The sequence below is a fragment of the Streptomyces sp. NPDC088732 genome, from assembly GCF_044751205.1.
In the GTDB taxonomy this organism is placed as follows: domain Bacteria; phylum Actinomycetota; class Actinomycetes; order Streptomycetales; family Streptomycetaceae; genus Actinacidiphila.
The window spans coordinates 164525-189083 of sequence record NZ_JBIVLI010000001.1 but is presented as its reverse complement, the minus strand read 5'-3'; the positions used below and the strand labels follow the sequence as shown (position 1 = coordinate 189083).

The window sequence follows — 24559 nt, the reverse complement described above, 5'->3', positions numbered from 1 at the left end:
GGGCCGGGCGGGCGCCCGAGGTCTGCCACGGGTGGGCCCCCGCAGGGGAGAGGCGAACGAACCGGGGTCAGGCGATGCCGGCCGGCTCCGCGTCGTCGTCCGTGCTGAACTGCGTGCGGTGGAGTTCCGCGTAGCGGCCCCCCGCCGCCAGCAGTTCGGTGTGCGTGCCGCGTTCGACGATGCGGCCGTCCTCGACCACCAGGATCAGGTCGGCGGCCCGCACGGTCGACAGGCGGTGGGCGATGACGACGGCGGTGCGGTCCTCCAGGGCCTCGTTCAGGGCCTCCTGGACCGCCGCCTCGGAGGTGTTGTCGAGGTGGGCCGTGGCCTCGTCGAGGATGACGACCCGCTGCCCCGCCAGGAGCAGCCGGGCGATGGTCACGCGCTGCCGCTCGCCGCCGGAGAGCCGGTACCCGCGCTCGCCCACCACCGTGTCCAGCCCGTCGGGGAGTTCGGTCACGAGGTCCGCCAGCCGGGCCCGGCGCAGGACCTCCCACAGCTCGTCCTCACCGGCCTCCGGCCTGGCCAGCAGCAGGTTCGCGCGGATCGTGTCGTGGAAGAGGTGGCCGTCCTGGGTGACCATGCCGACCGTGGCGCGGATTGAGGCCGCGGTCAGGTCGCGCACGTCGACACCGCCGACGCGCACCGCGCCCTCGTCGACGTCGTACAGCCGCGGCAGCAGCTGCGCGATGGTCGACTTCCCCGCGCCCGACGAGCCGACCAGCGCCAGCGTGCGGCCCGCCTCGGCGCGGAAGGAGATGCCGCGCAGCACCTCGCCGCCCGCGCGGGTGTCGAGGCTCGCGACCTCCTCCAGGGAGGCGAGCGAGACCTTGTCGGCGGACGGGTAGCCGAAGCGCACGTTCTCGAACTCGACCGCGAGCGGTCCCTCCGGCACCTCGCGGGCGTCCGGCTTGTCGGCGATCAGCGGCTTCAGGTCGAGGATCTCGAAGACCCGCTCGAAGCTGACCAGGGCGCTCATGGTGTCGACCCGCGCGCCCGCCAGGGCCGTCAGCGGGGCGTAGAGGCGGGTGAGGAGCAGGGCGAGCGTGACCACGGAACCGGCTTCGAGGGCGCCGGTGAGCGCGTAGTGGCCGCCGAGTCCGTAGACCAGCGCCAGCGCGAGGGCGGAGACCAGGGTGAGCGCCGTGATGAACGCCGACTGCGCCATGGCGGTGCGCACCCCGATGTCCCGTACGCGGCGCGCCCGTTCGGCGAACTGCGCGGACTCGTCGGCGGGCCGGCCGAAGAGCTTGACGAGCGTCGCGCCGGGGGCGGAGAAGCGCTCGGTCATCTGGGTGCCCATCGCGGCGTTGTGCGCGGCGGCCTCCCGCTGGAGGCGGGCCATGCGGGTGCCCGTACGCCGTGCCGGTACGACGAATACCGGCAGGAGCACCAGGGCGAGCAGGGTGACCTGCCAGGACAGGGCGAGCATGACGCCGAGCGTGAGCAGCAGGGTGACCAGGTTCCCGACGACCCCGGACAGGGTGTTGCTGAACGCCCGCTGGGCGCCGATCACGTCGTTGTTGAGCCGGCTGACGAGCGCGCCGGTGCGGGTGCGGGTGAAGAAGGCGACGGGCATGCGCTGGACGTGGTCGAACACGGCGGTGCGCAGGTCGAGGATCAGGTTCTCGCCGAGGTTCGCGGACAGCCAGCGGTTCAGCAGCCCGAGACCGGCCTCGGCGAGCGCGATGACGGCGATGAGCACCGCCAGGGTGGGGACCCGTCCGGAGCGGTCGCCGGAGACGATCGCGTCCACGACGCGTCCCGCCAGGATCGGCGTCGCGACCGCGAGCAGCGCGGTGACCACGCTGAGCAGGACGAACCACGCGATGTGGCGGCGGTGCGGCCGGGCGAACGCCGCGACGCGCCGCAGTGTGTCGCGGGCCAGGGGGCGACGGTCCGTCGTGGCGTTCATGACGCTGTGCAACTGCATCCAGGCGGTGGTCTCCATGCTCATGTACGGACCGTAGAACCTCGACCGCCGTCGAGGTCAAGAAAACGGCCGGAAGGAGTCCCTCCGTACGGGGGCGCGGGTCCGACGGGCCGAGGGCCCCGGGCTCACGCCGAGGGCACCCGGCGCGTGGCGTCGGCGCCCCAACTGGCCAGCAGGCGCAGTGACTCCGCGGCCGGCGACCCCTGCTCGGCGTGGAACGTCACGAGGGTCATGTACGCGTCGTCCGCGAGCCGGAACTGCTCGAAATTCAGCTGGAGGTCACCGACCAGCGGATGGTGCAGGCGCTTGACGCCGTGGCTCTTCTCCTTGACGTTGTACAGCGCCCACAGGCGGCGGAACTCCTCGCTCCTGACGGAGAGCTCACCGACCAGGGCGGACAGTTTCGCGTCGTCGGGGCAGTGGCCGGCGTCCATGCGCAGCGCGCACACGATGTCGATCGCCTTCTGCTCCCAGTCGACGAACAGATCGCGGTACTCGGGACGCAGGAACACCAGCCGCGCCCAGTTGCGCTCGGCGGGGGGCAGCTCCGACCAGTCGCCGAAGAGGGCGGCCGCCGCGCGGTTCCAGGCCAGGATGTCGGAGCGCCGTCCCACGATGTACGCCGGGACGCCCTGCATCGAGTCCAGCAGCTGCCACAGCGCCGGCCGGGCCTGCGGCTGCCGCGCCACCGGCTTCTTCTTGTGCGGCTTCGGCTTCACCAGATGCGTCAGGTGCGCGTACTCGGCGTCCGTCAGATGCAGCGCGCGGGCGACGGCGCCCAGCACCTCCGCGGAGACGTTGCGGCCGTTGCCCTGCTCCAGGCGCGTGTAGTACGCGACCGACACCCCCGCGAGCTGGGCCAGCTCCTCGCGGCGCAGACCGGGCACCCTGCGGTGCCGTCCGGCGACGGGCAGCCCGACGTCCTCCGGCTTCAGCCGGGCGCGCCGGGTGCGCAGGAACTCGCTCAGCTCGTCCCGCCGGGTCAGCGGCCGGCCGGCGGTTCCTTCGGGTTGCTGCTCCATACCACCAGTATCCGCGCCGTGAGCTGGTCGTACGCAGGGCAGCCTGACCCCGCCAGTAGTAGGCACGGCAGTCGTACGAAAAAGCGTGTGAACGCTGGTCCGCGCGGCTTGGGGCAGGCTCGGAGGTGCTGGAAGTCGTGCCCGCAAGGCAAGGCACCGGGCACGCAGACCACGAGGAGAAAACCCCCGCATGACGACTGTTGCTGCATACGCCGCGCCCGCACCCAAGGCACCACTGGAGAGGACCACCATCGAGCGGCGCGCGGTCGGCGAACACGACGTCCTGATCGACATCAAGTTCGCCGGTATCTGCCACTCCGACATCCACCAGGCCCACGACGGCTGGCGCCCCGGCATCTTCCCGATGGTCCCCGGCCACGAGATCGCCGGCGTCGTCTCCGAGATCGGCCCCGGCGTGACGGCGTTCGCCGTGGGCGACCGCGTCGGCGTCGGCTGCATGGTGGACTCCTGTGGGGAGTGCGCGAACTGCAAGGACGGAATGGAGCAGTACTGCACCGACGGCGGCCCGGTCTGGACGTACAACGCCACCGGCAAGGACGGCCTGCCCACCCACGGCGGCTACTCCGAGAAGATCGTCGTCCGCCAGGACTTCGTCGTCCGCATCCCGGACGCGCTGCCGCTGGACGTGGCGGCCCCGCTGCTGTGCGCCGGCATCACCACGTACTCGCCGCTGAAGCACTGGAACGCCGGCCCCGGCAAGAAGGTCGCCGTCGTCGGCCTGGGCGGTCTGGGCCACATGGGTGTGAAGATCGCCCACGCGCTCGGCGCCGAGGTCACCGTCCTGTCGCAGTCCCTGCGCAAGAAGGACGACGGTCTGCGCCTGGGCGCCGACCACTACTACGCCACCGCCGACGAGGAGACCTTCGGGAAGCTGGCCGGCACCTTCGACATCGTCCTGAACACCGTGTCGGCGGGTCTGGACTTCTCCGCCTACGTGTCGCTGCTGCGCAGGGACGGCGCGATGGTCAACGTCGGCCTCCCCGAGGAGTCCGTGCACCTCGACCTGAAGGCCCTGAACGGCCGGCGCCGGGTGATGACCAGCTCCAACATCGGCGGCATCGCCGAGACCCAGGAGATGCTCGACTTCTGCGCCGAGCACGGCCTCGGAGCCGAGATCGAGGTGATCCCCGCCGACCGGATCAACGAGGCCTTCGAGCGCGTCGAGGCCGGCGACGTGCGCTTCCGCGTCGTGATCGACACGGCGACCATCTGAGGCACCGGCAGGACCGCCTCCGGGACACCGCGGTACGTTGGCTCGCTCAACCGGCCGCGGCGTCCCGGCCCTCCGCGGAGTCCGGCGGGGCCGGCGGGATCCGCAGCGCGACCGTGGTCCCCTCGCCCGGCGCGCTGCGCAACGTCAGACGGCCGTTGATGAGATCGGCGCGCTCGCGCATCGCGGACAGCCCCATCCCGCGCTGGTACGGCGCCGGCCGGTCGGAGGCGCGCGCGGGGACGGGCCGGCCGCCGGCGGTGCGCCCGGACATGCCGCAGCCGTTGTCGGTCACGGTCAGCCGGGTCGCGCGGCCGTTGCCCTCCACGGTCACCACGATGCGCGTCGGCTCCGCGTGCTTGACGGCATTGGTGATCGCCTCCTGGACGATCCGGTACACCTGCGCCTGCGTCTCGGGCGCCATCCGCCCGCAGAGCGCGTCGCCGTGGGAGGCGACGTGCAGGTCCGTGCGGATCCCGAAGGTCTCGGACGTGTGCCGGCACAGCGCCTGGAGGGCCGGTTCGAGGCCGAGTTCGTCGAGCACCACCGGGCGCAGGTCCACGATCAGGTGCCGCAGGGAGACGATCTGGTTGCCGACCAGGGCCCGCGCCTGCTCGATGGCGCTGCTCATCGCGGCGGGCCCGCCGTCCGCGGCGGCGGAGGACAGCACGACCTGCACCGCGCCCAGCTCCTGGAGGGTGTCGTCGTGCAGTTCGCGCGCCCATCGTCGGCGCTCGCGCTCCTCCCCGTCGTGGCGGGCGCGCACCCGCTCCCGTCTCAGCTGCGTCTCACGGCGCGACGAGGCCCGGCTGGCGATGATCGCGTAGCCCGCCAGGAGCAGCGGGAACACGTGCAGCAGGTTCAGCAGCGGCTCCTGCGCCACCCGGACCATCCCGGCGACCGTGAGCATCAGCGCGACGGCGGTGGCGATCAGCAGCCAGATCCGCTGGCCGGCGGCGCACAGCGGCAGCATCAGCAGGTACGACGCGGCCGCGACGAGCGACAGCACCAGCTCCCAGGACACCGACCGGTCGGTGACCTCCATGACGACCGCGGCCGCGAGCGAGGCGGTGCCGAGCACCTCGAAGCCCAGGCGCAGCGCGGCCCGTCCCGGCCCGGTCACGGTCAGGCCACCAGTCCGCGTTCCCGGGCCACGGCGATCAGTTCGGCGCGGCTGTCCTTGCCGAGTTTGTCGCGGAGCCGGGAGCGGTGCGTCTCCACGGTGCGCACGGAGACGTAGAGGCGCCGGGCGATCTCCTGGTTGGTGTGGCCGAGCGCGAGCAGGGTGAGCACCTCGGTCTCCCGGTCGGTCAGCGGCTCCTCGCCGTGGTTCGGGAAACCGAGGTTCTCGACGGCCAGCCGCGCCCCCAGCGACGGCTGCACGTACGTCGCACCGCCGGCGACCTGGCGCACGGCGGCCAGCAGTTCGTCGGCGGCGGCCTCCTTGAGCAGATAGCCGGCCGCCCCGGTGCGCAGCGCCTCGCGGGCGTAGGCCGGGTCCTCCTGCATCGTCAGGACCAGGATCCTGGTGCCGGGGGAGGCCGACAGCAGGCCCGGGATGGTCGGCAGGCTGGACCGGCCGGACATGGTCAGGTCCAGCACCAGTACGCGGGGGTGGTGCTCGCGCACGGCGTCGAGGGTCTCCGGGACGGTCGCGGTCTCCGCGACGACGTCGAAGGCCGGGTCCGCGGCCATCAGCAGGCGCATTCCTGCCCGGACCACGAGGTGGTCGTCGGCAAGCACCACCGTGGTCGCGGCGGAAGGGTGCCTGCCGTCGGGGCGGCGGGGGACTTCCATAGGTGCAACGGTAGATCCGCGCCGGGGAAGGGGCAGCCCGCGCCGACGGCGTTGCGGGAGACCCGCAGTCAGGACTGCGGGCCGCCACGGATGACGACTGCGGACCCGGCGGGATGCGGTGGGACCGCCGCCTTGGCAGGCTCGTAGACAACGACTGAAAGCCGTCACAGCCGACGTACCCGTCCAACCGAGGCAACCGACATGTACCGCGTCACCGACCAGCCCCCGTTCGTCCCGCCGGACCAGCCCCAGTCGTACGAGGCGGCCCAGCAACTCGCCGACGCCGCCGTGCCCGCGGTGGCCGACTACGCCGCCGTGGAGGTCTCCGACGCCACGGTCAGCGAACGGGCGGCGATGTCCGGGCTTCCCGCGACGGTGCTCGACTTCCGGCGCGGTGCCTTTCGCGCGGTCCGCCCCGACGTGATGCTCCACGCGTACGAGGTCGGGGAGGTCAGCGAACTGCCGCCGCGCACCCCTTATCGCGCGTCGCTGGTCGACCTGCGGCCGCGCATCGTGCTCAATCTGCACTCCAGGACCGCCTGGCTGCTGCGCGACCCGGTGCGCGCCCGGCTGATGCGCGGCAGCCGCACGCACTCGGTCCTCGTGGTGCCCCTCGACGTCGGAGGTGTGCTGCTCGGGCTCGCGGCCTTCTACCGCACGGCGGGGTCGCCGGCCTTCTCCCAGGCCGATCTGCGGGAGGCGGGGCGGCTGGGCCGCCGGGCCGCCCTGCTCCTGGACCACGAGCGGCGCCGCCTCGTCCACGAGGCCGCCGCGCGGATCCTCCAGGAAGCCCTGCACGAGTCGGACGCACCGGCCGTCAGCGCGCTCGACGCGGTGCGCGGGCACGTCCCGGAGTCGTCGGCGCCCGGGTCCTGGATCGACGTCGTCCCGCTCCCCAGCGCCCGGGTCGCCCTGGTCACGGGCACGGCCGGGGGCTCGGGGGTCACCGCCACGGCCGGCATGAGCCAGGTCAGGGCGGCGATCCGGGCCCTGCTGCTGCTGGACATGAACCCCGGGGAGGTCATCGCGCGGCTGGGCCGCCGCGCGGGGGCCGCCCGCACCCCCGTGCACTGCCTGCTGGCGGTGTACGACCCCGTCACCCGCCGCTGCACGACCGCCTCCGGCGGTGACGCGGGCGCCGAACCGGCCTTCCCCGCGGAGATGTCCCCGCCGGACCGGGCAGGGGCGGAGGAGTGCGCGCCGCTGGCCGCGGCTCCGGTGGCGGAGTTCGACGTGCCCTCCGGGAGCATCCTGCTGCTGAGCTGCGGCACGGACGACGGGACGGGCTCGGCGCCCGTGATCCGCATCCTGCCGCCGACGGGCGACGACCCCGAGGACGCCGTGGACACCGCCGTCTCGGTCGGCCTGGCCGCCGGCGCGGGCGGCCGTTCCGAGCCGGTGCTCCTCGCGGCCCTCATCCGCACCCTGGACCCTGCGGACGTCGCGACGTGGGAGGTCCCGAACGACCCCGCCGCCGTCTCCGCCGCCCGGGCCTGGGCCGACGGCCAGCTCACCCACTGGAGCCTGCCGGAGCTGTCGTTCACCACCACGCTGGTGGTCAGCGAACTCGTCACCAACGCGGTCCGCTACTCCAGCGGCCCGATCCGGCTGCGCCTCATCCGCGACCGGGCGCTCATCTGCGAGGTCTCCGACGTCTGCAGCTCCGCCCCCCATCCGCGCCAGTCCACCCCCAGCGACCAGAACGGCCGGGGCCTGTCGATCGTCGCGCACCTCACGGAGGCCCAGGGCACCCGCTACACGGCGACGGGCAAGACGGTGTGGGTGGAGCAGAACATCCTTCCCGAGGCGGCCTGATGGCCCGTCCCGGCCGCCGGCGGCCGCCCGGAGCGGGCGGCAGCCGCCGCCCCCGCCCGCCCAGGGGACCCGGGCGGCCCACGGCGCGCGGCCGGTGCGCCGCGTACGGGTGAGCCGCTGCCGGCCACGGGGTTCCCGTGGCCGGCAGCGGCCCGAAGGTGCGCGCCGGGTCAGCCGCTGGTGACCGGCTCGGCCTCGGCCGTGGTCTGCGCCAGGGCCGGGGCGTCCGAGGCGCGGACGACGCCCGCCGTGGCGTGCCGGCCGTGGAGGGCCGGGACGAGGAGAGCGGCGAGAGAAGCGCCGAGGAGCAGGACGGCGAGCAGGGCGAAGCCGTGGGTGTAGCCGGAGGCGTAGGGGAGGCCGGAGGGCTGGAGGCGGCTGGTGACCAGGACGCTGGTGACGGCGGCGCCGATGGAGCCGCCGATGGTGCGGATGTTGGCGTTCATGCCGCTGGCGGCGCCGGTCTGCTCCGGCGGGACGCTGCGGACGATGAGGTTGGCCATGGAGGCGAAGGCGAGGCCGATGCCGAGGCCGAAGATGCCGGCCGAGGTGGCGACCTGCCACTGCTGCTCGTGCCAGGCGGCGAGGATGCCGCAGGCCACCGCGCCGAGCGCGGCACCGGTGATGAGGAGGCGCTTGGCTCCGACGACCGGCTCGAGGCGGCCGCTGAGCACGCCCGAGAAGAACATCGCGATCAGCATCGGCAGCATCAGCAGGCCCGCCGAGGTGACGCTCGCCCCGAAGCCGTAGCCCGCGGAGCGCGGGGTCTGGACGAAGCCGGGGAGGAAGGACCAGAGCGCGTACATACCGGCGCCGAAGAGGAGACCGGCGGCGTTGGTCGTCCACACCGCGCGCAGACGCATGATGCGCAGGTCGATCAGCGGGTGGCGGGAGCGGGCCTCGGCGAGCAGCCAGAGGGCGAAGAGCACCACCGCGGCGGCGAACAGCCCGATCACGCGGACCGAGGTCCAGCCCCAGTTGCCGGCCTGGCTCAGCGGCAGCAGCAGGGCCACCAGCCAGCCGGACAGGAGGGCGGCGCCGAGCCAGTTGACGCGTCCCTCGGCGCGGCTGGGCGACTCGGGGACGTAGCGGAAGGCTATGAGCGCGGTGATGGCGACGATGACGACCGGGATCCAGAACAGCCAGCGGTAGTCGAGGGCGGAGACGATCGGGCCCGCCGCCACGATGCCGACGCCGCCGCCCGCCGCGATCACCGCGGACAGGTTGCTGATGCTGGGGCTGACCCGGCTCGCCGCGAACTCGTCGCGGATGATGCCGAAGGACAGCGGGAAGAGGGCACCGCCGATGCCCTGGACGACGCGGGCGATGATCAGGACGCCGATGGTCGGGGCGAGCGCGGCGAGCAGGCAGCCGAGGGTCAGCACGACGAGGACGCCGACGAGGGTGCGCTTCTTGCCGACGAGGTCGCCGAGGCGGCCCAGGATCGGCGTGAAGATCGAGGCGGACAGCAGGTACGCCGTCATCACCCACGTCGCGGTGGACTGGGACGTGTGCAGCGCGTGCTGGACGGTCGGCAGGGCCGGGGCGATCAGCGACTGCAGCATGGAGAACACGCCCGCACCGGTCGCGAGGACCGCGAAGGTGAGGCGGGTGGAGCGTCGGGGCATGAAGGAGCCTCTCCGAATCCGGACAGGGCACGGCCGGGTGCGGATGCGTCCGGCAGCGATGTGAGCGGGCTGGTGGTACGGGATGGGCGGGCGGGGTGCGGGCCGCGTCGGGCGCGCCGGCGTCCGCCGGATGTCAGGGGACGGGCTTGCGTCGGTGCAAGGCCCGTAACGGGGCAGATCGATGCATATCGAGGCGCTGCCGGCGTGTGTGGTGACACGTGTCGTCGGAAGTGCGCCCCCTGCTGTTAAAGTGGAGGTACGCCTCCACTGTAGCGGAGGCTCACCTCCACTTCAAATGTTCCGGCCGGGGAGGCAGAAGTGACGGCGCAGCCGTTTCCCGTCAGCGAGATCGTCGCGGCCCAGCGCCCGCACCGCAGGGACGCCGCCCGCAACTACGACGCCCTGCTGGCGGCCGCCCGCGAGGCCTTCGCCGAGAACGGCGCCGAGGCCTCGCTGGAGGACATCGCCCGCCGCGCCGGTGTGGGCATCGCCACGCTCTACCGGAACTTCCCGACCCGCCGGCACCTCTTCGAGTCCGTCTATGCGGACGAGGTCAACGACCTGTGCCGCGTCGCCCAGGACGTCGCCGTCCTGGAGCCCTGGGAGGCGCTGACCTCCTGGCTGCGCCGCTTCGTCGACTACACCGTGACCAAGCGGGCCATCCGCGAGGCCCTCAACAACGAGTCCGACGTCTTCCTGGCCTGCCGCGACTCCATGTACCAGGCCGGCTACCCGCTCCTCGAGCGCGCCCAGAAGGCCGGCGAGGCCCGCACCGACTTCTCCTTCGACGACCTGCTCCGCATGGTCTCGGGCATCAGCTCCACCGCCTTCCCCGACGAGGGCCAGCGCGACCGCGTCCTGGGCGTCGCCCTGGACGGTGTCCGCACCGCGCGCTGAGGTGGGCTCAGTGCAGAACCGTCATCGATCTCGACGGCGACGCCTTGGAAGCCGCGGCCAAGGTGCTGGGCACGTCCACGAAGCGGGACACCGTCAACACCGCCCTGCATGAGACCGTCGCCCGCAACCGCCGGCTGAACGCCCTGCGCGATCTGCGGGATTTCGCGGACGAGGGCGCCCCCGACGTCGACCTCCTGCTGGTCAAACGTACCCGTCGCGCTGGGTACCGCCCGGTGAGTCCGAGGAGCGGGAGCAGCGGACGGGGGCCGGGCTGATCGCTCTGTGCGGCCTCACCGCCAAGGTGAACATCGCCGTGCCTGCCGCGGAGGAGGCGGGACTCGCCATGGTGCACGACGACCGTGACGTCGAAGCCGCGCACCACCGGGCGGCCCGTCCGGACACTCGGCCGCACGTAGCCGGCGGCCCCCGGCCGGCAAGCGGAACGGCGAGATCCGGACAAGTACGGCCGGAGGCGCCGGGGGTGGCCCCCTCCGCCGGGCACGGCGGTCCCCGCGAGGCCCGGCATGCCGTCATCCCCTCTGCCGTGCGGCCCGGTTGACCGCGCTCACCAGGGGTTTTCCGGTCGCGGGATCAAGAGGAAACGGGAAACCCCTGTCCGCGACGGCCCGTTGGAGGCCACCGTGAGGGCCGACGCGAGAGCGAGGCGGCCCGAGGCGCCGCCGCCCGAGGGGGGATCACCACATGAGAGCACGACGCTGGGGAGGCGGGCTGGTCGCCACCGTGCTGACCGCACTGCTCCTCGCGCTCCTGCCGGCCGCCGCCGCCCATGCGGAGGGAACCGGGGAGCAGAACTGGTGCGCGCTGCAGGGCATCGGCTCCGACGAGGCGCACCGCGCGGCGGACGCGGCCTGCCAGGAGTGGCGCAACCGGACGCTGTACACGTGGGGCGGCGGCCACGGTCCCGCGCCGGGCGCGAGCTACGGCACGCTCGACTTCCACGATCTGGCGGAGACCTGGAACGACCCGTTCACCCGCGGCTTCGACTGCTCGGGCTTCGTGCGCTGGGCCTGGTACAAGGCCGTCGGCCGGGACATCCTCGGCGGCGGCACCGCCCAGGACATGTACATCGGCGCGGGGCGGACGTACCAGGCGGTCCACGGCAGCGGCGGCGGCAAGCCGGCCGTCTCCGACCTGGAGCCCGGGGACATCGTGTTCACCGGGGTGGGCGGCACGGTGGGCAGCATCAGCCACGTGATGCTCTACCTCGGGGGCGGCTACGTCGTCGAGGCGTACCAGTCGCAGCACCCGGTCCGGGTCATCGACATCAACGCGCGCATCAGCGACAACCGCCTGGTCGGCGTCGCACGCATGCCGCAGGGCAGCCCGTTCACCGAGCCGCCCGGCTACGACGGGACGCTCCAGGTGACCTGGGGCACCGATGTCGCCGTGCGGCAGCACCCCAACAAGACCGCCGCGCTCGTGACCAGGCTGTCGGGCCCCGACCTGGTGTACGCCACGTGCCAGCAGCACGGGGAGACCGTCACCGCCGAGGGCTACACCAACGACGCCTGGACGTACCTGTCCAACCGCGGCGGCTGGATCAGCAACATCTACCTCAGAGGCCCCGCCTGGCTGCCCGAGGTGCCCACCTGCTCCGGCTCGGCCTACGACCCGCAGACCGGGTCCGGCGGAGGGGGCGACGTCGCCCAAGGCGGCGCGTACAGCACCTGGGGCACGGATGTGGCGATCCGCTCCGAACCGTCCACGACCAGCGGCAGCACGGTGGCGCGGCTGAGCGGCCCGACGAGTGTCGCCGTCAGCTGCCAGACGCACGCCCAGTCCGTGACGTCCGAGGGGTACACCAACGACGCGTGGTCCTACCTCCCGCAGTACGGGGGCTGGGTCACCAACATCTACATGCGGGGTGACGCCTGGCTGTCCGGCGTCCCCGCCTGCGACGGCAAGGGCACCTCGACCCCGGCGGGGGCGAGCCCGTACCGCACCTGGGGCACCGGGGTCGCGATCCACAGCTACCCGGCGGCGGGTTCGGCGGTGGTGGCGCGGCTGGCGGGCCCGACGAACGTCGCGGTGTCCTGCCAGAAGTACGCCGAGTCGGTCACGGCCGAGGGTTACACCAACAGCGCCTGGTCGTACCTGCCGGAGTACCAGGGCTGGATCACCAACATCTACATGCAGGGTGACGCCTGGCTCTCCGGTGTGCCGAGCTGCGGGGCCCCGGGCGGCGCGATCTGAGGTCCCCTCCGACCGGGATGCCGCGCGGTCACCGCCGCGCGGGCGTCCCGACCGCCACGGGCCGGCGTCGTCCCACCGCTCACGGGGGTGGTGGGCCGACGCCGGCCTGTGGCCGGTTCTCGCCCGTGCGCGTCCCCGCCGCGGCGCCCCCGGGAACCGCGCCCCGCCCGCCGTCCCTCCTGATCCTGCGGAAGGGCCCACCGGCGGAGCCGCCTGGTGGCAGGCAACGGCGTGCACCACGCCGTACGCGGCGGGGAGCCGATGGACCGGACACCAGACGAGCCGGCCGTACCCACGGCGCCGAACAGGGCGTTCGGTCCGGCCTTGCGCGAACTGCGGCTGCAGCGCGGCCTGTCACTGGCCGCGCTGGCGCGCCGCACGCACTACAGCAAGGGGTACCTGAGCAAGATCGAGACGGGCGGCAAGCCGGTCAACGCCGATCTCGCCCGGCTCTGCGACGAGGCGCTGGACGGCGGGGGCGGTCTGCTCGCCCTGCTGCCGTCCGTGCCGCCGCCGGGCGACGACGCCGCGGCGCCCTGCCCCTATCCCGGGCTGTCCGCGTACGGCACCGAGGACGCGGTGCGGTTCTTCGGGCGCGAACGGGCCGTCGCCGAACTCCTCGAACGCCTCCGACTGCGCGTCGGCAAGGGGCCGTTGGCCGTGGTCGCGCCTTCCGGGGCGGGGAAGTCCTCGCTGCTGCGGGCCGGTCTGGTGCCCGGTCTGGCCGGGGGACCGTACGGGCACTGGCCGGTGGTGGTGTGCACGCCGACCGCCCGGCCGCTCGACGCCCTGGTCCACGCGCTGCACGGCGTGCCGTCCGGGGGCGGGCTCGACGGCCTGACGGGGCAGGCACCGGCCGCCGCCCGTGCGGCCGCCCTGGTCGCGGCCTTCGGACCCGGCGCCGAGGGCGCCGGCCTGGTCGTCGTGGTGGACCAGTTCGAGGAGACCTTCACCCTCTGCGACGACGAGGCCGAGCGGCGCGCCTTCGTCGCCGCGCTCACCGGCATCGCGGCGTCCGGCGACGTCGCGGTCGTCCTGGGGATCCGCGCCGACGTCACGGGGCGCTGCCTGGAGCATCCCTCCCTCGTGCCGGTCGTCAGCGACGGCCTGTTCGCGCTGGGCGCCATGAGCCCCGGGGAACTGCGCTCGTGCATCGTGCGGCCCGCCGAGGAGGAGGGCACGGAGCTCGAACCCGGCCTGGTCGAGGTGCTGTTGCGGGACCTCGGTGCGCAGACGCCGGGCGGTGCCGGGCGCGAGGACGACGCCTTTTCCGGCGGTCCCGCGGGCACGCTCCCGCTGCTCGCCCACGCCCTGATGGCCACGTGGCGGCAGCGTTCGGGCCGCACCATGACCGTCGCGGCCTACCTCGCCGCCGGCGGCATCCACGGGTCCGTCGCGACCGCCGCCGAGGCCCTGTTCACCGCGCTGTCGCCCGCGGAGCAGGAGGCCGCCCGGCGGCTTCTGCTGCGGCTGGTGCGGGTCGGCGAGGACAACGAGCAGTCCCGGCGGCCCCGCGGCACCGCGGACCTCCTCGACGGACTGCCGGACGCCGATGCCGCCCGCGCCGCACTGGACGCCTTCGTCGCGGCACGGCTGCTGACCGTCGGCGCCGACCATGTGGAGATCGTCCACGAGGCGCTGCTGCGCGCCTGGCCGAGGCTGCGGACCTGGGTGAACGCCGCCCGCGCCGACCTGCTGCTGCACCAGCAGCTCACCGCGGCCGCCCGCGAGTGGGATCGCGAGGGCCGCGACCCCGGGCTGCTCTACCGCGGCACCCGGCTGGCCGCCACCGCCGAGTGGGCGGCCGGGCCCGGCCCCCGGCCCGGTGAACTCAGCCCGGTCGAGGACGCCTTCCTCACCGCCTCCACCGGCGAGGAGGACCTGCGCCGCCTGCTCGTACGCCGCCGGGCCCGGCACCAGGGGATCGGGGTCGCCGTGCTGGCCGTCCTGCTCGTCCTCGCGGTGCTGGCCGGCGGCGTGGCCGTGGAGCAGCGGCTCGCCGCCGACCAGCAGCGCGCCACCGCGCTCTCGCAGGCCATGGCCGCGCGCTCCGCCGAACTGGCCGTCGGCCGCCCCGAGGCGGCGATGCTGCTGGCCGACGCCGCCTACCGCACCGCGCCCACCACCGAGGCCCGCGGCGCGCTGCTCAGCACGCAGGCCGACGCCTTCGCCGGGCGGCTCACCGGGCACACGGGCGCCGTCAACGCGGTCGTGTTCTCCCCGGACCGGCGGCTGCTGGCCTCCGCCGGCTCCGACCGCACGGTGCGGCTGTGGGACGTCGCCTCCCGGACCGCCGCGGCGGTGCTCACCGGGCACCACGGGCCCGTCCGCTCGGTGGTCTTCTCGCCCGACGGCCTGCTGCTCGCGTCCGCGAGCACCGACGGCACCGTCCGGTTGTGGTCCGTGCCGCGCCGCCGCCTTGTCGCCGTCCTGACGTCCCATCAAGGCGCGGTGCGGGCCGTGGCGTTCGCACCCGACGGGCGCACGCTGGCATCGGCGGGCGGTGACGGCGGGATCAGTTTGTGGGACGTCGCCACGCGCCGCAGGACCGCCGTGCTCAGCGGCCACACCGACGAGGTCCTCGCGCTGGCCTTCCGCCCCCGGGGCGCGCTGCTCGCCTCGGCGGGAGCCGACCGCACGGTGCGGTTGTGGAACACCCAGGACGCCCGGAACACCCGGACGAGTCGGAGCGTGGCCGTCCTGCGCGGCCACAGCGGCGACGTGCTCGCCCTGGCGTTCAGCCCCGACGGACGCACCCTCGCCAGCGGCGGCGCCGACCGCACCGTGCAACTGCGGGACGTCGCCACCCTGCGCCGCACGGCGACGCTCACCGGCCACGACGACGACGTGAACGGCCTCGCCTTCGGGCCCGGCGGCCGCACCGTCCTGTCGGCCGGCGGCGACGGCACCGTCATCCGCTGGGACACCCGCACCCACCTGCCGGTCGGCACCCTCACCGGCCACACCGACTACGTGCTCTCCGTCGCCGTGGCCGCCGGCGGCGACCTGGTCGCCAGCGCCGGCTTCGACCGGACCGTCGTCCTGTGGGACCTGCGCCGCAGCACCCTGGCCGCCTCGCCCGTCACCGAGGTGTGGAAGGCCGTCTTCAGCCCGGACGGGCATTCCCTGGCCTCGGCGGGCGGCGACGGCAGCGTACGGGTCTGGGACATGGCCCGCCACGTGCTCGCGTACACCCTGACCGGTCACATCGGCCCGGTCTACGACGTCGCGTTCAGCCCCGACGGACGGTGGCTGGCCTCGGCGGGCGGGGACCGCACGGTGCGGCTGTGGGACACCCGGACGCGGCGGAGCGCGGCGGTCCTGAGCGGCCACCTGGGTGCCGTGTTCGCCCTGGCGTTCAGCCCCGACGGGCGGACCCTGGCGACCGGTTCCGCCGATCGCACGGTCCGCCTCTGGGACATTGCCGCACGACGCCAGGCGGCCGTCCTCACCGGGCACACCGACTTCGTGAACTGCGTCGCCTTCAGCCCGGACGGCCGCCTGCTGGCCACCGGCAGCGACGACCTGACGCTGCGTGTGTGGGACACCGGCACCCGGCGCGCCGCGGCGGTCCTCACCGGGCACACCGGCTCCGTGCGGGGTGTCGCCTTCGCGCCGGACGGGCGGACGCTCGCCAGCAGCGGCAACGACGGCAGCGTGCGGCTGTGGGACGTGCGGCACTCCCGCCCGGCGGGCGTCCTGACCAGCCACACCGGCTCCGTGCGGGGTGTCGCCTTCGCGCCGGACGGGCGGACGCTCGCCAGCAGCGGCAACGACCGCACCGTCCGGCTGTGGGACCCGGCGGCACGACGGCTCACCGCCACGCTGACCGGGCACACCCGGGCGGTGTGGAGCGTCGCCTTCAGCCCGGACGGCGCGACCGTGGCCAGCGCGGGCAACGACGGCACGATCCGGCTCTGGGACCCCGACGTCCGCCATCGCACCGCCCTCCTGTGCCGCCTCGCGGGCCCCTCGGACCGGCAGCGCTGGCAGCACCTGCTGCCCGGCTACGCCTGGCCGGGCGCCTGCGGGAGCTGACGGGGCGAAGGCTGCGGCGGGACGGCGGCGGGACGGCGGCGGGACGGCGGCGGCAGAAAACCCGGTGACCCGGTCGCCCGCCGCCCGCTACGCTCGCCCTCGATCACGCGCCGCCCCGACACCGCGGCGCGTTCCGTGCCGAACGAGGGGAGCCGGGCCGTGCGTTGCCGCACCGCAGCCGTCGTTCCCCCGTCGGGCCACGAGGTGATCCTGGTGTCCTCCGCGGCCCGGTGCCCGCTGCGCGGCCGGCACCGGACGCCCGCGACGACTTTCTGATCCCCCCGGCAGGACCGCGGCCTTCGCCGCGCTTGTCACCGCGGGGCCACCCGCGCCCCGCTGCCGGGGCGCGCCGTCCGGGAATCGCGCCGCCCACCACCCGATCATCTGATCGTCCGAAAGGCAACGGGCCATGCGCACCGTCCGACCCCTGACCGCCGTCCGCGCCGTCCGCAATCTGGGCATCCTCGCCCACGTCGACGCGGGCAAGACCACCGTCACCGAGCGGATCCTGTACCTCACCGGCGCCACCCACAAGCGCGGCGAGGTCCACGACGGCACCACCGTCACCGACTTCGACCCGCAGGAGCGGGACCGGGGCATCACCATCTTCGCCGCGGCGGTGAGCTGCGACTGGGACGGCCACCGGCTCAACCTCATCGACACACCGGGCCACGTGGACTTCTCCGACGAGGTGGAACGCTCGCTGCGCGTGCTCGACGGTGCCGTCGCGGTCTTCGACGCCGTCGCCGGTGTCGAGCCGCAGAGCGAGTCGGTGTGGCGGCAGGCCGACCGGCACGGCGTGCCGCGGATCGCGTTCGTCAACAAGCTGGACCGGGCCGGGGCCGACCTGGACACGGCGGTCGCGTCGATCGCCGAACGCCTGGGCGTCGTCCCGCTGGTGGTGCAGCTGCCGGTCGGGCGCGAGGACGGCTTCACCGGGGTGGTGGACCTGCTGCGCATGCGCGCGCTGACCTGGCCGGCCGGCGCAGGGGCGTACGAGGACGGCGAGGTGCCCGAGGCGCTGCGCGAGGAGGCGCGGCGCCGGCGGCGGCTGCTGGAGGAGACGGTGGCCGGGCTGCACCCCGCCGCGCTGGAGGAGTTCTGCGCGGACGGCGCGGTGGCGGAGGCGACCCTGCGCGCGGCGCTGCGCGACCTGACCCGTACCGGGGAGGGCGTGGTCGTGCTGTGCGGATCGGCTTACCGCGACCGCGGCGTCGAGCCGCTGCTGGACGCCGTGGTCGCGTACCTGCCGTCGCCGCTGGACGTCCCGCCGGTGCGCACGGCGGCCGACCCGCGACTGCCCTTCGCCGGGCTGGTGTTCAAGGTCGCCGCGACCGCGACGGGACGGCTGACGTATCTGCGCGTGTACGAGGGCACGATCCGGAAGGGGGACACAGTGCTGGACGCACGGGCCGGGCGCACCGAGCGCATCGGCCGCATCCTGCGGGTCCAGGCGGACCGGCACGTCGACGTCGACCGCGCGGTGGCCGGCGACATCGTCGCGGTCGTCGGCGTGAAGGCCGCCGGCGCCGGTGCGACGCTCTGCGACCCGGCGGCGCCCCTGGTCCTCGAACCGCCAGGGACGGCCGAGCCGGTCGTCACCGTCGCGGTCGAGGCGCGCCGGAGCGGCGACACCGACCGGCTGGCGACGGCGCTGGCCAGGCTGGTGGAGGAGGATCCGTCGCTGACGGTCCGCACCGACGCCGAGACCGGCCAGACCGTGCTGTCCGGCATGGGCGAACTGCACCTGGAGGTGGCGGTGGAGAAGGTCCGCCGCGCCCACGGGCTGGAGGTCGCGGTCGGCCGCCCGCGGGTCGCCCACCGGGAGACCGTCGTGCGCGGTGTGACGGGGTGGGTGCACCGGCACGTCAAACAGGACGGCGGCGCCGGCCAGTTCGCCCACGTGGTGATCGACGTCGAGCCCCACGAGGACGACTTCGTGTTCGCCTCGGCGGTCACCGGCGGCCGGGTGCCGAAGGAGTACGTGCGCGCGGTCGAGGCCGGCTGCCGGGACGCCCTCGCCGAGGGGCCGCTCGGCGGTCACCGGGTCACCGGCCTGCGGGTCGTGCTCACCGACGGGGCCACGCATGTGAAGGACTCCTCGGAGGCGGCCTTCCGCGCGGCGGGCCGGTTCGCGCTCCGCGAGGCGCTGCGGGCGGGCGGGACGGCCCTGCTGGAGCCGGTGGCCGAGGTCACCGTCACGGTGCCCGGCGAGGCCGTCGGCGGGGTGCTCGGTGACCTGGCCGCCCGCCGCGGCCGCGTCACCGGCCAGTCCGTCCGGGCGGGCACGGCCGTGCTGACCGCGACCGTGCCGCTGGCCGAGCTGTTCGGCTACGCGACCCGGCTGCGCAGCCGTACCCAGGGCCGCGGCACCTTCACGGCCCGGTCCGGCGGCTGGGCCCGGGTGCCGGACGGCGTGCGGTAGCCGGCGCGAAGCCGTCGCGGCCGGTCCCGCTCCCGCTCCCGCACGTCGCGGGAGCGGGACCGGCCGCCGGGTGCGCCGTCCCGGTGCGCGGGGAGCCGCCCAACCCGTGGCGCGATGCTTCCCGTTGGCCGGTCGGCGACATGCGCGCACGGTGACGACTGCGGCAGGATGGTGAAGATCGCACACGGACGAGTGATGTCCGGTGCGGTCCTTCGACGTCCCCAGAACGATAAGGCGACCAGTGACGACACAGCACGCACCCCGTCCCGCGGGTGGATCCGTACGCACGGCGGGAGCGGGCCGGTGAACCGCGCGCTGACGATGCACGACCTGATGGTCGCCGGCGCCTGGGTCGCCGCGGGCGCGGTGGCGGCGCTCGCGCTGCGGGTGGCGCTGCGCTGGATCGGGGAACGGGCCACCCGCACGCGGTGGGACGGGGACGACATCGTCGTCACCGCGCTGCGCACGGCCGTCCCGTGGGCCGTGCTGGCCGCCGGCGCCTGGGCGGCGGCGGCCGCGCTCCCGCTCCAGCACGCGGTGGACCGCACGGTCAACCAGGTCCTGGTCGCCCTGCTGATCCTGGCCGCCTCGGTCGCCGCCGCCCGCATGGTGGCCGAGACGGTGCGGTCCGTCGCGCAGTCGAGGTCCGGTGTGGCGGCCTCGGCGACGATCTTCGTCAACATCACCCGCGTCGCGGTGCTGGCCATGGGCGGCCTGGTCCTGCTCCAGACGCTCGGCATCTCCGTGGCGCCGCTGATAACGGCCCTGGGTGTCGGCGGTCTCGCGGTCGCCCTGGCGCTCCAGGACACCCTCGCCAACCTCTTCGCCGGCGTGCACATCCTCGCCTCCAAGACCGTGCAGCCCGGCGACTACATCCGGCTGAGCAGCGGCGAGGAGGGCTATGTCGTCGACATCAACTGGCGCAACACCGTGGTGCGGCAGCTCTCCGACAACCTGGTGATCATCCCCAACGCCAAACTGGCCGGGGCCATCGCCACCAACTACCACCAGCCCGAGCAGCAGATGTCGCTCATCGTGCCGGCGGGTGTCGGCTACGGCAACGATCTGGAGCACGTGGAGCGGGTGACCGTCGAGGTCGCCGGCGAGGTGATGGCCGGCGTCGAGGGCGGTGTGCCCGCGCACGAGCCCGCGGTGCGCTTCCACACCTTCGGCGAGTCCCGCATCGACTTCAACGTGATCCTGCGGACCTCGGAGTACGGCGAGCAGTACCGGATCAAGCACGAGTTCCTCAAGCGCCTGCACCGCCGCTACCAGGAGGAGGGCATCGAGATCTCCTACCCCACCCGCACGGTGATGCTCCGTCAGGAGGAGAGCGGCAAGGGGACGGCGGAGGTCGCCCTGCCGAGGCAGCGCGACACCACGCAGGCGCCGGGTCAGCGCATCTGAGGCTGCCGGGCCGGGTGGCGCGCCCCTCCCGGGGCGAAGTCGCAGAGCCCGTCGATCAGTTCGATGGCGCTGTCGGTGAGGGCGGCCGCCTCGCAGGCGTCGTCGCAGGCCACCAGTTCGCGGCCGATCTCCGCGATGGTCGTGGTCAGCGCGATGAGCAGCGTGCGGTCGCCCGGCTCCTCCCTGCTGGTGCCGAGCAGGGTCGCGTTGTGGTGGATCCAGGTCCGCAGGTTCCGGCGGCCCATCACGTCGAAGCCCGGCGGGGTGTCGCCGGTGTAGAAGAGCTTGGCCATCTCGCGCCGGGCCCAGGTGTGTTCGAGGTAGGCGCGGGTGCCGGTGAGGAAGAGCGCGCGGGGGTGGCTCTCACCGGACGCGCGGCGCCGGGAGACGGCCTGCGCGGCGGCGTGCGCCTGGGCGGCGCGGAAGTCCTCCCAGAGCGCGAGGAAGAGGTCGGCCTTGCCGTCGAAGTGGTGGTAGAGGCCGCCCACGCTGGCGTCGGCGCGGCGGACCACCTCGGCGATGCCGGCGGCCGTGTAGCCGGCCTCGCCGAAGACCTCCCGCGCGGCCTTGAGCAGGGCCTGGCGGGTGGTCTCGGCGCGGCTGGGCGTCCGGGCCGGCGCGGTCGCGGGTGCGGCCGCCGGCCCGGACCCCCGGTCCGCGGGGGCGTCAGGGGAATCGCCGGTCGGCGGCTCGTCGCCCTGTGTGTCGCCCATCCCTGGACCTCTCGTCCGTCACTGCCTGGTGGGGCAGAACACTACCCTTCGGTCCGATCGGTCCCTTCGGTCAGGATGCCGGTATCCCGTCCGCGGGCGCCTCGGGCTGAGCGGTGGTGTACTCCGTGATCGGGCCGGTCCCGCTGTCGGTGACCAGCGGTGTGCCCTCCAGGCCGATCTCCGACCCCTTCAGCGTGCCGATCTGCACCCCGGTGTAGCCGGCGTGGGAGTCGGCGCTGTAGCGGAACGGGACCAGGCCGGGGCCGGTGAAGCCGCCCTTCTCCACGGCCTTGACCAGCGACTCGCGCGTCGGGTCCTTCCCGGCGCCCTTCAGGGCCTGCACGAAGGTGTAGGCCATGGACATCCCGAACTCCACGTTGCCCTCGAAGGGCGTCTTCGGGATGTACTTGTCGTGGATCGAACGGAACAGCTTGATCCAGCTGTTGGAGGTGTCCGTGGTCGGCGGCATGTAGGTGTCGGTGATGATGCCGTCCATCAGCGCGGCGACGTCGGCGGTGCCGCCGGCCTTCTTCACGTACGCGTCGAGCAGGCCGCCCAGCGTGGTCGGGTCGGAGCCGACGTTGGTCACCACCAGCTGCGGGTTGTAGCGGAGCTTGACCGAGGTCAGCTTGAACAGCGCCGTATAGCTGGGGATCGTGAACAGCACGACGACGTCGGCCTTCGAGCCCGCGATCGCCGCGACCTGCGGGCTGATGTCGGTGCCGCCGGGCTGGTAGCTCTGCCGGCTGACGACCTGGTCGGCCGCGATGAACTGGTCGAGCCCGGCGACGCCGTCCTTGCCGAAGTCGTCGCCCTGGTAGAAGTACGCGACCTTCTTGCCCGCGAAGTGCTCCTTGATGTACTGGCCGAGGATCTTGCCCTCGACGACGTAGTCGGGCTGCCAGCCGAAGGTCTGCGGGTGCTTCTTCGGTTCGTCCCAGCAGCGGCAGCCGGAGGAGACGAACAGGTCGGGCACGCGCTGGGCGTTGAGGAAGTCCACGACCTTGGTGTGCGTCGGGGTGCCGAGGCCGCCGAGCATCGCGAAGATCTTGTCCTGCAGGACGAGTTCCTTGGTGATCTTCACCGTCTCGGTCGGGTTGTACGCGTCGTCGCGGTACCGGAAGTCGATCTTGCGGCCGTTGACCCCGCCGTGGTCGTTGACGTAGTCGAAGTACGCCTTCGCGCCCTGCGAGACGTTGCTGTAGCCCGGCGCCGCGGGGCCGGTGAGCGGCTGGTGGCTGCCGATGACGATGCTGTCCTTGGTGACGCCGGGCGCCGAACCGCCGCCGGAGTCGCCACCGCACGCGGTGAGGGCGAGTGCGAGGACGGCGAATGCCGCCGTGGCGCGCAGGTGCAGGCGTGCGCGGAGTGCGGTGCGGAGACTTCTTCTCATGGTCCCTCCTGGAACCGAACCGGATTCGGTGGGTGATGGACGGATGTGCGGGGTCGTGCCGTGAGGGGGAGCGGTCAGGACGGCGCGCGGCGCGCCGCCCGCAGCCGCCGGGCCAGCCGGACCAGGGCGCCCTGGATGCCCTGCGGGAAGACGAGCATCGACAGGACGAGGACGAGACCGAACAGGGCGAGCGGCAGGTTCGCGTAGAAGCCCCGCGACAGGTGCAGCGCGTCCGCCACGTCCCCGGTCCAGGTGGGGAGCAGGACGAGCACGATCGAGCCGTAGACGGCGCCCGCGAGGCTGCCCAGCCCGCCGAGCACCGCCCCGGTCAGCAGTGACAGCGACAGCGCCAGCGGGAACGCCCCCGGTGCCGCGAGAGAGCTGACCACCGCGAGCAGGCCGCCGCCCAGTCCCGCGCAGGCCGCGCTCACGACGAAGGCGAGCACCCGCAGCCGGGCCACGGGGATGCCCGCGAGGGCCGCCGCGTCCTCGTCGTCCCGGATCGCGCGCCACGACCGGCCGATCCGGCTGCGGCCGAGGTCCGCGAGGAGCACCAGGACCACCACCGCGCACAGCAGGCAGATCCACGCCTGCCAGCGCTCCAGCGGGAAGTACGGGCCGAGCGCCGCGGGCGGCGGGGGAGTGGCGACCACCAGGCCGTTCTCGCCGCCCAGCAGGTCCGACAGGTGGCGGTAGTTGGCCAGCGAGGGCAGGCCGACCGCCAGCGTCAGCGTCGCGCCCGCCAGGTACGGGCCCTGGAGGCGGGCCGCCGCCGTGCCGACGAGGGCACCGACCGCGGCGGTGACCGCCGTTCCGGCCACCAGGGCCACGAGCAGCGGCCAGCCGAGGTTGGTGAGGAACAGCCCGGTGCCGTACGCGCCGACCGCCATCAGGGCGCCGTGGCCCAGCGAGATCTGGCCGTTGAGCCCGGTCAGCACCGTCAGGCCGGCGACCGCGCACACATAGGTGGCCACACTGGCGATCTGGAGGTCCTGGAACGGCGGCACGGCGGCGGCGACGGAGCAGAGCACGAGCAGGGCCACCGCGCCGGTCACCAGGTGCCGTACCAGGGTCCGGTCGAGTGCCGGGCGCAGCCAGGCCGGGCCGCTCAAGGGGGACTTCGCGGCGGAGGGCTCCGCCGTGCCGGTCGTGTCAGCCGTGTCAGTTGTGTCAGTGGTGTCTGCCATCGTCCCTCAAACCCGTCGCACGGAGGTACGCGAGAACAGCCCGTTCGGCCGCACCATGAGCACCGCCATCAGCACCACCAGGGCGCCCAGCAGGGCCACTTCGGAGCCCAGGTAGCCCGAGACGTAACTCAGCGTCAGCCCGACCACCAGCCCGCCGACCACCGCGCCCGGCGGGCTGTCCAGCCCGCCCACGACGGCCGCGGCGAAGCCGAAGACCAGCACCGCGTCGAACTGGTTGGGCCCGACGAAGGTGGTCGGCGCGATCAGCACGCCGGCGAGCGCGCCGACCGCGCCGGCCAGCGCCCAGCCCAGCGTCAGCACCCGCCCGACCCGCACACCGAACATCCGCGCCACCTCCGGCGCGAAGGCCGCCGCGCGCATTCGCAGCCCCACCGGCGTGGCACGGAACAGGACCACCAGCAGCCCCATGACGACCAGCACGGCGCCGATGGTGAACAGGTCCGACGGCGACAGCAGCAGCCGCGCGCCGCCGACGCCGAACCCCTGGATGCCCAGCAGCGGCGGATAGGAGCGCGGCGAGCCGCCCCACACCATCCCGGCGACCGCCTGGAGGAACAGCAGCAGGCCGAGGGTGACGATGACCGCGTTCATCGGCGGGGCGTTCTCCACCGGCCGCACCAGCAGCCGTTCCACCACCGCGCCCAGCAGGAAGCCCGCGGCCAGCGCCGCCAGCAGCCCGGCCCAGTAGGAGCCCGTCGCGTGGATGACGCCGAGTGCCACGAAGGTCGTGATCATCAGCATGCCGCCCTGGGCGAAGTTGACGATCCGCGTCGCCCGCCAGATCAGCACCAGGGAGAGCGCGACCGCCGCGTAGACGATGCCGCTGCTCACCCCGCCG

The 24559-nt window shown here is 73.9% G+C and carries 17 protein-coding genes; 8 read left to right on the top strand and 9 right to left on the bottom strand.

Annotation, left to right across the window (positions count from 1 at the left end):
- Positions 1 to 67: 67 nt before the first annotated feature.
- Both ACIP9H_RS00830 and ACIP9H_RS00825 read right to left on the bottom strand, forming a co-directional pair.
- Positions 68 to 1957, bottom strand: a complete 1890-nt coding sequence (locus tag ACIP9H_RS00830; RefSeq protein WP_401585170.1) for an ABC transporter ATP-binding protein — start codon at positions 1955 to 1957, stop codon at positions 68 to 70.
- A gap of 101 nt (positions 1958 to 2058) precedes the next feature.
- The gene (locus tag ACIP9H_RS00825; protein ID WP_401585173.1) at positions 2059 to 2955 is read right to left on the bottom strand and encodes a helix-turn-helix domain-containing protein; all 897 of its coding nucleotides are present in this window, start codon (positions 2953 to 2955) and stop codon (positions 2059 to 2061) included.
- A gap of 190 nt (positions 2956 to 3145) precedes the next feature.
- Here ACIP9H_RS00825 and ACIP9H_RS00820 point away from each other — a divergent pair, with 190 nt between their 5' ends.
- Positions 3146 to 4189 (top strand): NAD(P)-dependent alcohol dehydrogenase, encoded by a 1044-nt coding sequence (locus ACIP9H_RS00820; protein WP_401585175.1) that lies wholly within the window; start codon positions 3146 to 3148, stop codon positions 4187 to 4189.
- Between the two features lie 46 nt (positions 4190 to 4235).
- Here the strand turns inward: ACIP9H_RS00820 and ACIP9H_RS00815 are convergent, their stop codons facing one another.
- Together ACIP9H_RS00815 and ACIP9H_RS00810 are read right to left on the bottom strand one after the other, a co-directional pair.
- On the bottom strand, positions 4236 to 5309 hold the full coding sequence (locus tag ACIP9H_RS00815) for a sensor histidine kinase (RefSeq protein ID WP_401585178.1): 1074 nt from the start codon (positions 5307 to 5309) through the stop codon (positions 4236 to 4238).
- Between the two features lie 2 nt (positions 5310 to 5311).
- Entirely contained in the window at positions 5312 to 5983 is a 672-nt protein-coding gene (locus tag ACIP9H_RS00810) for a response regulator (RefSeq protein ID WP_401585181.1), read from the bottom strand.
- 201 nt (positions 5984 to 6184) lie between these two features.
- Here ACIP9H_RS00810 and ACIP9H_RS00805 point away from each other — a divergent pair, with 201 nt between their 5' ends.
- Positions 6185 to 7798 (top strand): SpoIIE family protein phosphatase, encoded by a 1614-nt coding sequence (locus ACIP9H_RS00805; RefSeq protein WP_401585184.1) that lies wholly within the window; start codon positions 6185 to 6187, stop codon positions 7796 to 7798.
- Positions 7799 to 7968: 170 nt separating this feature from the next.
- Here ACIP9H_RS00805 and ACIP9H_RS00800 read toward each other — a convergent pair whose 3' ends face one another.
- Positions 7969 to 9426 (bottom strand): MFS transporter, encoded by a 1458-nt coding sequence (locus ACIP9H_RS00800; protein WP_401956592.1) that lies wholly within the window; start codon positions 9424 to 9426, stop codon positions 7969 to 7971.
- Between the two features lie 318 nt (positions 9427 to 9744).
- Between ACIP9H_RS00800 and ACIP9H_RS00795 the strand changes: the two genes are divergently transcribed.
- From ACIP9H_RS00795 to ACIP9H_RS00770, 6 genes are all read left to right on the top strand, one after another.
- Positions 9745 to 10323, top strand: a complete 579-nt coding sequence (locus tag ACIP9H_RS00795) for a TetR/AcrR family transcriptional regulator (protein ID WP_401585190.1) — start codon at positions 9745 to 9747, stop codon at positions 10321 to 10323.
- Complete coding sequence (locus ACIP9H_RS00790; protein WP_401957115.1) at positions 10320 to 10598, top strand: type II toxin-antitoxin system VapB family antitoxin; 279 nt, start codon at positions 10320 to 10322, stop codon at positions 10596 to 10598. The genes ACIP9H_RS00795 and ACIP9H_RS00790 overlap by 4 nt, the downstream gene beginning before the upstream one ends.
- Positions 10599 to 11025: 427 nt before the next feature.
- Positions 11026 to 12537 (top strand): NlpC/P60 family protein, encoded by a 1512-nt coding sequence (locus ACIP9H_RS00785; RefSeq protein WP_401585193.1) that lies wholly within the window; start codon positions 11026 to 11028, stop codon positions 12535 to 12537.
- Between the two features lie 216 nt (positions 12538 to 12753).
- Positions 12754 to 16575: a helix-turn-helix domain-containing protein gene (locus tag ACIP9H_RS00780; protein ID WP_401956588.1), complete on the top strand. Its 3822-nt coding sequence runs from the start codon at positions 12754 to 12756 to the stop codon at positions 16573 to 16575.
- A 409-nt stretch (positions 16576 to 16984) separates the two neighbouring features.
- Positions 16985 to 19000 (top strand): elongation factor G, encoded by a 2016-nt coding sequence (gene fusA, locus ACIP9H_RS00775; RefSeq protein ID WP_401956585.1) that lies wholly within the window; start codon positions 16985 to 16987, stop codon positions 18998 to 19000.
- 303 nt (positions 19001 to 19303) lie between these two features.
- Complete coding sequence (locus ACIP9H_RS00770) at positions 19304 to 20407, top strand: mechanosensitive ion channel family protein (protein ID WP_401956583.1); 1104 nt, start codon at positions 19304 to 19306, stop codon at positions 20405 to 20407.
- Here the strand turns inward: ACIP9H_RS00770 and ACIP9H_RS00765 are convergent.
- From ACIP9H_RS00765 to ACIP9H_RS00750, 4 genes are all read right to left on the bottom strand, one after another.
- Positions 20395 to 21120, bottom strand: a complete 726-nt coding sequence (locus ACIP9H_RS00765) for a TetR/AcrR family transcriptional regulator (protein WP_401585204.1) — start codon at positions 21118 to 21120, stop codon at positions 20395 to 20397. The genes ACIP9H_RS00770 and ACIP9H_RS00765 overlap by 13 nt on opposite strands.
- 70 nt (positions 21121 to 21190) lie before the next feature.
- Positions 21191 to 22513 (bottom strand): ABC transporter substrate-binding protein, encoded by a 1323-nt coding sequence (locus ACIP9H_RS00760; RefSeq protein WP_401956581.1) that lies wholly within the window; start codon positions 22511 to 22513, stop codon positions 21191 to 21193.
- Between the two features lie 74 nt (positions 22514 to 22587).
- Positions 22588 to 23700 carry a branched-chain amino acid ABC transporter permease gene (locus ACIP9H_RS00755; RefSeq protein WP_401956578.1) on the bottom strand — a complete coding sequence of 371 codons (1113 nt, stop codon included), beginning with the start codon at positions 23698 to 23700 and terminating at the stop codon, positions 22588 to 22590.
- Between the two features lie 6 nt (positions 23701 to 23706).
- A complete protein-coding gene (locus ACIP9H_RS00750) occupies positions 23707 to 24552 on the bottom strand; it encodes a branched-chain amino acid ABC transporter permease (RefSeq protein ID WP_401585213.1) in 846 nt (281 codons plus the stop codon).
- Positions 24553 to 24559: the final 7 nt, after the last annotated feature.

Coding starts and splice junctions, on each gene's coding strand:
- ACIP9H_RS00805 (WP_401585184.1), top strand. CDS start 6,185: ATGTACCGCGTCACCGACCAGCCCCCGTTCGTCCCGCCGGACCAGCCC.
- fusA (WP_401956585.1), top strand. CDS start 16,985: ATGCGCACCGTCCGACCCCTGACCGCCGTCCGCGCCGTCCGCAATCTG.
- ACIP9H_RS00760 (WP_401956581.1), bottom strand. CDS start 22,513: ATGAGAAGAAGTCTCCGCACCGCACTCCGCGCACGCCTGCACCTGCGC.
- ACIP9H_RS00825 (WP_401585173.1), bottom strand. CDS start 2,955: ATGGAGCAGCAACCCGAAGGAACCGCCGGCCGGCCGCTGACCCGGCGG.
- ACIP9H_RS00755 (WP_401956578.1), bottom strand. CDS start 23,700: ATGGCAGACACCACTGACACAACTGACACGGCTGACACGACCGGCACG.
- ACIP9H_RS00800 (WP_401956592.1), bottom strand. CDS start 9,426: ATGCCCCGACGCTCCACCCGCCTCACCTTCGCGGTCCTCGCGACCGGT.
- ACIP9H_RS00820 (WP_401585175.1), top strand. CDS start 3,146: ATGACGACTGTTGCTGCATACGCCGCGCCCGCACCCAAGGCACCACTG.
- ACIP9H_RS00765 (WP_401585204.1), bottom strand. CDS start 21,120: ATGGGCGACACACAGGGCGACGAGCCGCCGACCGGCGATTCCCCTGAC.
- ACIP9H_RS00810 (WP_401585181.1), bottom strand. CDS start 5,983: ATGGAAGTCCCCCGCCGCCCCGACGGCAGGCACCCTTCCGCCGCGACC.
- ACIP9H_RS00785 (WP_401585193.1), top strand. CDS start 11,026: ATGAGAGCACGACGCTGGGGAGGCGGGCTGGTCGCCACCGTGCTGACC.
- ACIP9H_RS00830 (WP_401585170.1), bottom strand. CDS start 1,957: ATGAGCATGGAGACCACCGCCTGGATGCAGTTGCACAGCGTCATGAAC.